At 34.3% G+C, this 12506-nt stretch carries 13 protein-coding genes; all 13 read left to right on the top strand.

Annotation, left to right across the window (positions count from 1 at the left end; translation table 11 throughout):
* The first annotated feature begins 585 nt into the window (after positions 1–585).
* Positions 586–693 carry a DUF6486 family protein gene (locus tag HEQ28_RS04575; RefSeq protein WP_237072218.1) on the top strand — a complete coding sequence of 36 codons (108 nt, stop codon included), beginning with the start codon at positions 586–588 and terminating at the stop codon, positions 691–693.
* A 441-nt stretch (positions 694–1134) separates the two neighbouring features.
* On the top strand, positions 1135–1902 hold the full coding sequence (locus HEQ28_RS04570) for a hypothetical protein (protein ID WP_434503990.1): 768 nt from the start codon (positions 1135–1137) through the stop codon (positions 1900–1902).
* Between the two features lie 232 nt (positions 1903–2134).
* Positions 2135–2749, top strand: a complete 615-nt coding sequence (locus HEQ28_RS04565) for a DUF6088 family protein (protein ID WP_434503989.1) — start codon at positions 2135–2137, stop codon at positions 2747–2749.
* Between the two features lie 4 nt (positions 2750–2753).
* A complete protein-coding gene (locus HEQ28_RS04560) occupies positions 2754–3776 on the top strand; it encodes a nucleotidyl transferase AbiEii/AbiGii toxin family protein (protein WP_434503988.1) in 1023 nt (340 codons plus the stop codon).
* 315 nt (positions 3777–4091) lie between these two features.
* Positions 4092–4745: a hypothetical protein gene (locus HEQ28_RS04555; RefSeq protein ID WP_434503987.1), complete on the top strand. Its 654-nt coding sequence runs from the start codon at positions 4092–4094 to the stop codon at positions 4743–4745.
* Positions 4746–4870: 125 nt separating this feature from the next.
* Positions 4871–5854, top strand: coding sequence for an AbiH family protein (locus HEQ28_RS04550; RefSeq protein ID WP_434503986.1), 984 nt, complete (start codon positions 4871–4873; stop codon positions 5852–5854).
* A 146-nt stretch (positions 5855–6000) separates the two neighbouring features.
* Positions 6001–6663 carry a hypothetical protein gene (locus tag HEQ28_RS04545; RefSeq protein WP_434503985.1) on the top strand — a complete coding sequence of 221 codons (663 nt, stop codon included), beginning with the start codon at positions 6001–6003 and terminating at the stop codon, positions 6661–6663.
* Positions 6664–7094: 431 nt separating this feature from the next.
* Positions 7095–7559: an energy transducer TonB gene (locus HEQ28_RS04540; RefSeq protein ID WP_301412269.1), complete on the top strand. Its 465-nt coding sequence runs from the start codon at positions 7095–7097 to the stop codon at positions 7557–7559.
* A gap of 117 nt (positions 7560–7676) precedes the next feature.
* Positions 7677–8111 carry a hypothetical protein gene (locus HEQ28_RS04535; protein WP_301412268.1) on the top strand — a complete coding sequence of 145 codons (435 nt, stop codon included), beginning with the start codon at positions 7677–7679 and terminating at the stop codon, positions 8109–8111.
* 51 nt (positions 8112–8162) lie between these two features.
* Complete coding sequence (locus HEQ28_RS04530) at positions 8163–8600, top strand: NTF2 fold immunity protein (protein WP_434503984.1); 438 nt, start codon at positions 8163–8165, stop codon at positions 8598–8600.
* Between the two features lie 3 nt (positions 8601–8603).
* Entirely contained in the window at positions 8604–9038 is a 435-nt protein-coding gene (locus HEQ28_RS04525) for an NTF2 fold immunity protein (protein WP_434503983.1), read from the top strand.
* A gap of 181 nt (positions 9039–9219) precedes the next feature.
* Positions 9220–10479 (top strand): Nramp family divalent metal transporter, encoded by a 1260-nt coding sequence (locus HEQ28_RS04520; protein WP_434503982.1) that lies wholly within the window; start codon positions 9220–9222, stop codon positions 10477–10479.
* Between the two features lie 234 nt (positions 10480–10713).
* Positions 10714–12405, top strand: coding sequence for an amino acid permease (locus HEQ28_RS04515; RefSeq protein ID WP_434503981.1), 1692 nt, complete (start codon positions 10714–10716; stop codon positions 12403–12405).
* Positions 12406–12506 lie beyond the last annotated feature (101 nt).

The raw sequence follows: 12506 nt of genomic DNA, 5'->3' as shown, positions 1-12506 counted from the left end.
TCATGGAATAAATAAAATTCAGAAACGAAGGAAATTTCGTGCCAGTAAGAGCAAAGCCAAGCTAGCTTGAGCTATGCCGAACGCAGCCGAAATTCTTTATAAAAAAAAACGGCCCAATATTGATCACTGAGCTTTATAAGCTCGCAGGAAAACGTACCTAAAGGTACACCGAAAAAAGGCAAGAAAGTTTCCGCTAAGTTATGAGCAGAGGAAGCTTGCTTATTTTGCCATGACGAGGAAATATCTTGCAAGTGAGAGCAGAGCCAAGCTAGCTTGAGCTATGCCGAACGCAGCTAGATATTCATAGAATAAACTTCTTCAAAGAAGAAATTCGCTTGCGTAATATACTCCTTTATGAACTTTTCTGCTGGCTTTTCTTGGCACCTTTAGGTGCGGTTTCATGTCAGTTTTCTAAGATTACGTGAGCAATAGAGGCCGTTTATTTCCTTAGTTTCTGCATTTGCTTTCCGTGAGAACGGCCGTTTAAATTTAGCTCTAAATAGTAAGGATCAAAATAAGACTAAATCACGTGAGGATGACGGTTTAAATCACACAAGTAAACAAAGAACAAATTAAAAACAAACAATGGATAAGAACAAAGTAAACATTTCATGGATCATCAAGATAGTAATCGCTATCGCTTCAAGTCTTCTGGGATTGCTTGGAACGCAACAGAACGAAACACAGAACTAGCCGAGTGAGCTATCACGATTTCAACGACTTAATTAAAATCATAACCAACTTAATATGGTTAATCGCAGCGCTCACAGCGCTACTTGGCTGCACGGTATGGATTGCAGGATAACAACAGAGGGATGTGCTAAAGCGCATCCCTTTTCTGTTTTTATAGATTCACGCAGATGATTATTGTTTGTGCTCCTGCAGAGAACGCAGAGAAAAGACAGCAGTGGGGGAAGCACCTTGCCAAGCAAATAATGCAGAGAGAAAACCGTCTGTGGTAATCTACGAGATTAGTGGGAGAACAGTGTTGCCTTATTTTGTATTGTTGTTGAAACGGATGCATTGCAAATACTGCGTTATGTTATTTTAACATGTGTTTTTTCTGATATTATCTGTAATTTATAGATTTATTCTCTATTTTTGCACATATATAAACTTTAATAAGTAGTAATTATGGCAAAAAAACAGAGTGAAGAAAGAGAGGAAAGCATGGATAATTGCGGTATTATCATGCCAATTTCTACTATTGATGGATGCAATGATAAGCATTGGGCTGACGTCAATTTGATAATTTCAGAAGCAATACGTGAAGCAGGTTTTAATCCTAGAATAGTAAGTACATCAGATGATTGTAGTGTTATTCAGAAAAATATTGTGCAAAATATATATGATGACAAAATTGTAGTCTGTGATGTAAGTGGGAGAAATCCAAATGTTATGTTTGAATTGGGAATGCGTTTAGCTTTTGATAAGCCTACGATTATAGTGATAGATGATAAAACACCATATTCATTTGATACGTCCGTTATTGATCATATATCATATCCTAGAAATTTAGACTATTATGCTATTATCGAATTTAAGGAAAAATTAACAAAAAAAATATGTGCAACTATAGAAAGTTCTAAAGATTCAAATTACTCAACATTTCTTAAGCAATTTGCAAAAATTAAAATTGCAAAAATAGAAGATAAAGAAGGAACTGCAGAAGAAGAACTGCTATCAAAAATGGATGAACTGAATAATAAGATGAATAAAATAGAAAGGAATTTTAATCCTCCGATTTCAGCTAGTGCCTTTACTGATAGAATAGATACTGATTTATCTCGTTGGAATTGTCTAGCCTCATCAGGTGTCAATTATCAATCGCCAATTGCACAACAAAGTCTTGGTGATATTATTGCTAAAAATAATATAATCAATGATAATATGACGAAATAAATTGTAAAATGCAAAACAGATTATCTGGTGTTCTGTCAAATTTAAGCATATCGTCGTAGTATTACAATATATTAGAAAATTTAATACCGCCAACCGATTAACACTTATATTTCAACGCATATCTTATTAAGAAATGGCTAAATAGAATTAAAAATCGCATGCTTTTTTATTGTTGTTCAAATATAAATGCTTATATTTGCATTTGAAAAATCAGCAAAATTTCAAAGGTTATATGAATGATGAACATACTATAATAGAGAAAACTACTCTTAAGGAACGGATAGAAGCATTACCAGAAGATAGCGTTTTATTTCGTTCTGACTTCCCTGAGTATCACGCTGAGTTTGTGGGGAGCACCTTGTCTGAATTGACAAGTACCGGAGTATTAGTCAAAATTTCTCAAGGAATATATGTAAAACCAAGAAACAGCCGTTTTGGTTTGGTATTTCCATCAGTTGAAAAAGTTGTTCAGGCTATTGCTATTCGTGATAAAGCAGAAGTATTACCTTCTGGAATGACGGCTTTGAATACATTGGGGCTTTCTACTCAAGTACCTATGAATTATACCTATTTAACTACAGGCAGTGAAAGAACCATCAAATTAAGCAATCATCAAGTTATACTTAAACGTGGTGTACCTAAAAATTTCTGTTATAGCACACGACTTATAGCCTTATTGGTTCAGGCCCTTAGGACACTAAAACAAGATAATGTTGGTGAAGAGGAATTTCTGGTTATTCGCGAACTCATTTCAAAGGAGCCTGATAAGGAAAATCTTGGCAGAGACATAGATCTAATGCCTGGTTGGATGAAAAGAATAGTAAAACCTATGCTTGTAAATAATTAGAGAAATGGAAAAATTATGGCTAAATAACAGTATTGTCGATCGTCTAGCTATGTTACAACAAACTGAGAGTGGACACCCTGGAGTCAATCAGGTTGCAATAGAAAAAGATTGGTGGGTGACCATAACTCTTAAGGCATTATTTCAAACAGATTGTTCAGAATCATTGATATTCAAAGGTGGTACGTCTCTTTCTAAAGGCTATAATATCATAGAACGCTTTTCTGAAGACATCGATTTGGCCATAAGTCACTCTTTTTTTAATATTGTAAAAACGAGTAAAAGTCAACGTGAAAAATTGCGTAAAACAGCTCGTACTTATATCCACGAGACTCTTTCCGCTCAATTAGATGCTCGGTTGAAAGAAATGGGTATTTCTGGTTACACAATAGAGAATGTGACAAAAATCCAAGATAAGGATGGTGAACGGCATCCAATAGATTCAGATAAGGATCCAATTGTGATTCTGTTGAATTATCCATCAATTATAGAAGATACAATTAATTACATTCCTCCTCGTGTAAAGATTGAAATAAGTTGTCTTTCGATGGACGAACCTTCGGAGTTGAGAGATATCCATTCTTTTGTCGAAGATAGCTTTGAAGGTGAAGATAACGGAGCTAATAGTAAAATAAAAACAGTTTTGCCTACACGTACTTTCTTAGAAAAGATTTTTTTGTTGGCTGAGGAATTCCAAAAGGATCAACCAAGAAGTATACGTATGTCACGTCACCTATATGATATTGAGAAGTTGATGGATACTGATTATGGAAAAGATGCCTTGGCGAATCGTGCGCTATATGATTCCATTGTTGAGCATAGAAGAACGTACTATTCTCTAAAGTATGTAAACTACGATTTACATGCCCCATCCACAATCAGCTTCATGATACCAGAGAAAGAACGTGAATCCTGGGCACAGGACTATGTGGATATGAAACGCTTCTTTATCTATGGCAAGTCTCTTGAATTTGATGAATTGATGCTGAGAATGCAGGAATTACAAAAAAGAGTAAGAACTATAAGATAGTTCATATATTTCAATCATAAGTATTTTAATTCTCACATAGGTAAATTATTGTTTGTAGTTTATCTGCGTGATCTGTGTGAGAAGAGGGTTGCTTTATTTTGTGTTGTTGTTGAAATAGTACATATTTACATAAAATAACAATCGGATTATTTGATAGTCCAAAATTATTTTTTATCTTTGCGCTTAGCTAAAAAATACCAGGTAAAGCACAATGTTAACCTTAAGCAAATACTTAATGACATTCTACTTCCTTGTTTAAAATTAATAGAAGTTTATCTCTGAACATGAATGGTGAAAACTATAAACCACTTTATTATGGATAAAAATATTCCTATATTAAATACTGCTAGCAGTTTTAAAGTTGAACTGAGACCTTTAGAGTGCCCATATTGTCATAAAAATCAAATCCCTGAAATGTATAATGCTATAGTATATAGAAGGACAGATTTGTATTATATCCAATGCCTATGTACAAATACTGATTGTCAAAAAGTTTTTAATATTAAATATGATTTGATTACAAAAAATTTTATGATGATTGAACAGTCGACTCAAATAGTTCGAGAGTTTAGTAATGTAATCAAAGATGTAAGCCCTAAATTTTGTGATATATATAATGAAGCTTATGCTGCAGAGCAAATTGGATTGGGACAAATTACAGGTGTTGGTTATCGTAAGGCATTAGAGTTTCTTATAAAAGATTATCTTATATCTTTAGATCCTGCTAAAGACGGGGAAATTAAAAATAAATTGCTCGGTCAATGTATTAGTTGTGATGTAACGGACGAGAAGATAAAGCAAGTTGCAAAACGTGCTACTTGGATAGGAAATGATGAAACACATTACATACGTAAATGGGAAGATAAAGACATTACCCATCTTAAGAAACTTATAGATTTGTGTCTTCATTGGATTGAGGCTGAAATAGAAACAAAAAAAATACTTGAAGATATGCCGGAAGGTAGATAATCCAAAAGGAAAAATATCTGCGTTAATTTGCAAGAGAATAAGTAACTGATATGCAAGAAGCAATCATATTATTATTTTGTAGTGTTGAATTTATCCGTATATATTAGGACAGATAAAATAGAAAAATGAATAAAGAAACTCGTAATATTTTTGTAATAGGGAATGGTTTTGATTTAGATCTTGGTATGAAAACAAAATATTCTGATTTTGCCCAAAGTAGTTATTGGCCAATTTCAGATTCCCCCGTTAACCAAGGTCCACTATATAGCTACCTTTATGAATACAAAAAGAATTTAAAAGATATTGAAAAGATTAATTGGTTTGATTTGGAAGAAGCTTTTTTAGATTTTGCAACGGCACAGAAGCGTTACACATATGAGGAAAAGGATGTTGAGCAAGATCAACAATGCTTTCTAAATTTGGAATGTAAATTCTCTGAATATTTAAATGATGCTCAATCAAAATTAGAATATAGCGTTGTAGACAAAATATCTGTAAATGTGCTTAATGCAATTCGTGGTAATGGTTATTTTAAATATATATATAGCTTTAATTATACTGATTTTTCAGCCTTAGCAAAATATTATATTAATTATTTACCGGAAAATGTAGTTAATATACATGGTAGTCTTGCAGACGATTCAATTATTTTAGGAATAAATGATAAGGTCAAAGTACCAAAACCATATCGTTTCTTGTTTAAGTCAAGAAGTAAATTCTATAATAGTAATAATCTGGTTGAAAATTTACTCAACGCTGATGAATGTGTCTTTTTTGGAATGTCTTTTGGAAGTATTGATAGTATATATTTTAAACACTTCTTTAATGAAGTAATAAATAATGCAAAAGATGATAAAACTGCAAAGAAAAAAAACATAACAATATTTACTTATAATGAAGAATCAAGAGCTTCCATAATGGACAATCTTTATGATATGAATATTTCCATGTCGGACTTATATGCGAGTGCAAATTTCTCGTTTGTTACAACGCAGAAAATTGAGGCTCAATCAAATAAAGATAACTTTGATGTGTTCATAAAACGATTACATTATAATAGTAGAAACGAAATTAATAGAAGATATCGTGATATGCTTGGTGAGATTTAATATAATAGTATAATTTTCTCCATCTTCTAAAAATAGAGATTATTTTCCTCTGTCCATTAATATTATAATAATGAATATGAATTAAACAACATCAATCTTAGGCATACTAAATTAACTGTATAAAACTAAAAATATCTGTATCAATCATGAGACAAATAATAATAATTGTATTGGCTGTAATATCATTAACTATCCATGCACAAGATAACGGGAGTAATGAATTTTCATTTAGTGGAGGATTAATGACGGGATGTGCATACGATGTGAGATTTTCATATAGCCATTATATTAATAAATATGTAGGTTATGGCGCTGCATTTGGTAACTACAAACAATGGCATAATGATTACTTACCACATGGGGATATTGAATCTGGGAAGTGGAGTTCTTGGAACTTGAATGAAAAAGACAATATAATGGAAAAATTATATATTGAACCAACTTTGTCATTCAAAACTCCTGCATTGATACATTTTGGGTCTTGGGAGATTGGACTTCAAGCAGAGCCGGGCGTTATGATACAGATTCCTTATACTTTTGTTGATGTAGATTATATTGATAGAAACACTTCGGTATCGTATGAAAAAGGAAGGTCAGCACATGCCTCAGATTGGTGCTTCTGGGATTTAAGAACCATGCTAAGGTTTAGTTCTGATGATGTTTCTATTTCTATCGGTTATGGTATATCAAATTTAGATATCTATTCATCTTGCAGATCAATGAATGTAGAAGGCACAAGCTTTAATAGTATTTTTCCATCTAAAAAATTTAACCATTCTATATTTATAAAAATAGGGGCTGCGATATGATTGGCTACTGTAGCATAATTGCTATACTGCGGGAGACAATGTTGTTCACGTTGATACAATAAATCTGTGAGGGACACTTGTTCATTCCTTGCTCTTTCCTTATATGTTTAAACAGCCTATTCTCACGCAGATTACGCAGATTTACGCAGACAAAATACAGTTTGGGCAAATCGATCTGCTAAAGCAGATGCCGCAGATAACGCTGAGAAAGACAGTTACCACATTTACGTTGATGTGTTTTATCTGCGTAAATCTGCGTAAATCTGTGTTATCATCGTGAGAATAGGCTATCTGTACTGTTCTAAAAAAAGTGCTTATATTAGTTGTATCAAAATGATTAGCAATATAATTTGGTAGTAGCTTCAAAATTATGTAACTTTGCGTTTAGAAGTTATTCTTAGATGAGATAAATACCTGAAATTAAAATGACCATGAAACAGTTCTGCTTACGCACCAGACAATTAAAAATTCTTATTGGAATTATTAATGATGAGAAAATACATCTATCATTTTTGGTAATGGTGTTGTCTTTCTTCATATTACCAATTTATGGCATCCAGCATCATACAGTGATGGAGAGTACTAAGGACTCTATTATATGTGAACAGCCAGATATACTTCCTTATTTTTCTAAAAAAGGGGTTGCATATCCAGAATATGTAATCAAACAATTTGGGAGAAAGACAAAAAAAAGATTTTATCCTTTTCATATTATAATGAGCTTTGTAGTTGAAAAAGACGGACGTGTTTCTAATATTACAATAAAAACATCAATCCAATCGGAATATAGCAGTCGACTTAGAAACATTATAAATAATATGGGAAAATGGAAACCTGGTTTAAAAGATGGTAGAACTGTTAGATGCAGAGTTTACTTTAATGCCTATATCCATTAAATATTAATGCCAAAATGAATATAATGGTTATTATGCTCTCTGTTCTTATTATGATTTAAGAATAACGCATATAAGCCTATATAATTGAACAATTTTAAAATTCAAATAGAATAGCTTATGATGAAAACTAAATCTTTATTTGTTAATGTTGCTATATCTTTGGCAATATTGATATGTGGGATAGTTGTAGGGAGGTTTCTTCTCTCAGCTAAATCAGAACCACCCCCCAAAAAATATGAATATATGGGAGAGATAAAAACGGGTTTCCCCCCTGAAAAGCCACTAGATCACCGTATTAGTAATTATAAGAATATTAATAAAGTTGGTGCGGTGCCAGATGCCGCTACAGCCTATGAAATAGGTAATGCTATATTAATTGCCACATATGGTAAAAATAAGATAGATTATTCCGAATCTTTTGGTATACAATTACAAGATGGTTTTATGTGGACTGTAAGGGCACAATCTCAAAATACAGATTTTTTGTTTTATTACGAAATAGGAATTGATAAACGTGATGGTAGAATTGATCATATGACAGTAGAAATATAGAATTAAATTTTACAAGTAGTGAACTATTTAAAAATCCAAACAAAATAGCTAATGATGAAAACTAAATCTTTATTTGTGAAAGTTGCCATGTCTTTGGTAATATTTGTATGTGGGATCATTATAGGGAAGTTTCTTTACTCAATCAAGTCCCCAACGCCCAAAATTACAAAATATGTATATTCTGGAGAGATTAATACGGGATGCCCTCCCCCTATACCACTACCAAAATATCGTAGAAGTAATTCTGACAATATTAACAAAACAGGTGTAGTACCAAATGTCGCTACTGCTTATAAAATAAGTAATACTATCTTTGTTCGTGCATTTGGTAAAGATAAAATAAATTATGACAAGCCATTTAAAATACAATTGGAAGATGGTTATATTTGGAGTATAGAGGCACAATCACTAGATACACGATATTTGTCTTACCATATTGCGATTGATAAACGTAATGGCAGAATTGTATATTTGTTAGTGAAAAAATAGCTTATGATGAAAACTAAATCTTTATTTGTTAATGTTGCTATATCTTTGGCAATATTGATATGTGGGATAGTTATAGGGAGGTTTCTTCTCTCACCTAAACCAGAAACACCGAAGATTACAAAATATAAATATGGTGGAGAGATAAGAACGGAAGTTCCCCTCTTAAAACCATTAAAATATCGTATTAGTAATTATAAAAATATCAATAAAGTAGGGGCAGTGCCAGATGCGGCAACTGCCTATGAAATAAGTAATGCTCTATTAATTGCTATATATGGTAAAGATAAGATAGATTATTCCGAGCCGTTTAAGATACAATTAGAAGATCGTTATGTATGGAGTATAGAGGCAACACCATATAATCAACCTTTTTGGTTTTACGATATAGGAATTGATAAACGTGATGGTCGTGTTATTTATATTAGCTCAGCAAAATAATATAATTTCCCGCAAATTCAAATTGAGAAAATCTAGCTTGCGTTAGTATGCGAAATCTGTGTGAGAACTGGAGATCTGATACTGAGTAATTGTTTACTTTCGACCGAATTACATCCTCAATAGTTGGTATTTTTCTGCAAAGATTACATATCATATAAAATTTATTTGTATCTTCGCAACCATGATGAATATAATAAAAGAATTAAAAAGTAAGACACACCCGCGAGTGTTGGGTGGGTTTGACATATTTAAATATATTGGACCAGGACTGCTAGTCACTGTTGGTTTCATTGATCCGGGCAACTGGGCAAGCAATTTTGCTGCGGGTTCCTACTTCGGATATTCACTTCTTTGGGTAGTCACCCTCTCTACAATCATGCTGATTGCACTACAGCATAACGTTGCCCATCTTGGCATTGTTACAGGATTATGCCTTAGTGAGGCTGCTGATAAATATACGCCTAAATATATAGGACGCCCGATTATTATCACTGCCGTGCTCGCTAGTATTTCAACATCACTGGCAGAGATTCTTGGAGGTGCTATCGCCCTGCAGATGCTATTCAACGTACCTATTGTCTGGGGATCAATACTCACCACGATAACAGTAGTGATTATGATCTTCACGAATTCGTATAAAAGGATGGAGCGTGGTATTATCGAATTTGTATCTGTGATAGGACTCTCATTTATTTATGAACTTTTCCTTGTTCATATAGATTGGGGGGCAGCCACGCATGGATGGGTAGTGCCAAGCATACCTCAAGGCAGTATGATGATTATCATGAGCGTGCTCGGCGCTGTGATTATGCCTCATAATCTGTTTTTGCATTCAGAAATCATTCAAAGTCGTCAAATCCAGAAACGATCAGACAAGTACATTCAACAAACATTGAAGTATGAGTTTTTTGACACATTATTTTCAATGATTGTGGGGTGGGCGATAAACAGCGCAATGATTTTGCTTGCAGCAGCTACATTCTTTCACAATGGCATCCATGTAGAAGAACTGTCTCAGGCACAGTCTCTACTCACGCCTTTACTTGGCAATAGCGCAGCTAACATCTTTGCAATAGCACTTCTGCTAGCCGGCATATCAAGTACCATTACCAGCGGTATGGCTGCTGGCAGCATCTTTGCAGGTCTTTTTGGTGAGTCATACAATATCAAAGACTCTCATTCCATCATCGGTATCTGTCTATCTCTCGGCATATCGCTATTGATAATTTTCTTTATCAGTAATCCATTTAAGTGCCTACTGATATCACAAATGATACTTAGTATTCAACTACCGTTCACGGTATTTCTGCAGGTGAGTCTCACATCTTCCAAGCAGGTGATGGGGAAATACGCAAACAGACCATGGAATTCTGCTTTCCTGTATTCTCTTGCTGGCATTGTCACAATATTAAACCTCTGGTTGCTCTTTGAAAATCTTTAATTGAAACAAGAAAAAGGACTTTTACTAACCTTATTATCTTTTACTGTATCTTTGCAAAATATACTCATGTCAATCTGTATTACTTTGCAAGAATATTTATCTTGAATGATAGCTTTTTATTGCTAATATAATCATTGTGTAACTTTATTTTAAAAAATACAGTACAATATGATATTATTTTGTCAATAATCACTATCTTTGTGCCAAAATATTAAAGGCATAAAATAAATAGATATGGGATTATTTACGAAGAAGAGTATTAACGATCTTCTGGCAGAATCTTCAGAGAAACACGGAATGAAGAAGACATTGTCAACGGGGGCGTTGGTTGCATTGGGAGTTGGTGTTGTCATTGGAGCCGGATTGTTTTCAATTACAGGTATTGCAGCTGCTGATTATGCAGGGCCTGCTATCATCATTTCTTTTGTAATTGCAGCTATTGGTTGTGCATTTGCAGGATTATGTTATGCTGAATTTGCCTCTTCTATTCCTGTAGCAGGCAGTGCTTACACATACTCTTACGCGACTATGGGTGAATTTGTTGCATGGATTATTGGCTGGGACTTGATACTAGAATATGCCGTAGGAGCCTCAACAATTGCATCCAGTTGGTCAAGTTATTTTTATGAATTACTACACTCACTGGGATTTACCTTACAGCGGCAGTTGATGATGACCCCCTTTGAAAGTGTGACGATGTCCAATGGTGAGGTGATTCACGGAATCATCAATCTCCCGTCAGTTTTTATTGTCACGCTCATGTCTATGATACTGATACGCGGAACAAAAGGGTCAGCCCGATTGAATAATGTAATCGTTGTATTAAAGGTCAGCATCGTTCTACTTTTCATCGTCATTGGATTTCACTATATTGATAAGAGTAACCTTACGCCCTTTATTCCAGCCAACCAAGGAAGCTTTGGAAAGTTTGGATGGACGGGTATATTCAGAGCCGCAGGATTGATATTCTTTGCGTATATGGGATTTGATGCTGTGTCAACAGTGGCTCAGGAAACCAAGAACCCTCAGAAGTCAATGCCTTATGGGATATTAGGGTCATTACTGATATGCACCATACTTTATGTCTTATTTGCTTATGTACTTACTGGAGTTGCCAATTATAAGTTATTCAGCGGTGCAGGAAATGATCTAGCACCTGTAGCGACAGCTATCAATCACATGGGTACGGTTGGTCCAGATGGACATATCATCCCTGCCTTTCCGTGGCTTAACAGGATTATTATGGTTGCCATTCTTTTAGGCTATTCTTCTGTGATTATGGTATTATTACTCGGTCAGAGCAGAGTCTTTTATTCAATGAGCCGTGATGGTCTGGTTCCAAAAATATTCTCACATCTACATGATACATACAAAACCCCGGCAAAGTCAAATCTATTGTTTATGGTTTTTGTCAGTCTGATTGCTGCATTTGTTCCAGGAAAGATTATCGGAGAAATGAGCAGCATCGGAACGCTATTCGCTTTTATTCTGGTCTGCATAGGAATAATCATCATACGAAGGAATAATCCGGGTGTAAAGCCAGCATTCAAAACACCTTGGGTTCCTGTCATCCCTATACTTGGAGCTCTTGTCTGCTTATCTATGATGGTATCATTAAGTATAGACACATGGATACGTCTGGTTGTCTGGATGATGGTAGGTTTCGATATATATATCGTACGTAGTCCTAATCACAGCAAATTGTCAGAAGATGATTCACTTGAGGAAAAACAAAAGACAAGAAATGTGACATCCTACTGCGGTTTGTTCCTCTGTATCTTATTGGCATTCTTCACCTATGTGCACCATAAATCTGATGCCGGTAATATGACGGAACTTATCATCTTTACCTGTATTATCGCATTCCATCTAATCTATTACTTGAGTTTCATATTTGTAAAGAAGCTAAGCTGTAGACAGAATTAACTTAGTATATATTTAATTCTGCCGATTGGTTTTACGCGGATAGCGAAGAGAAAGTCTATTGGGGTTATTTATAGGAACGGCATTATCTCTCGCAGATTTAC

Origin of the sequence: Prevotella sp. (genome assembly GCF_051059605.1) — a bacterium.
GTDB lineage: Bacteria > Bacteroidota > Bacteroidia > Bacteroidales > Bacteroidaceae > Prevotella.
This window is presented reverse-complemented; position numbering and strand designations above follow the sequence as displayed.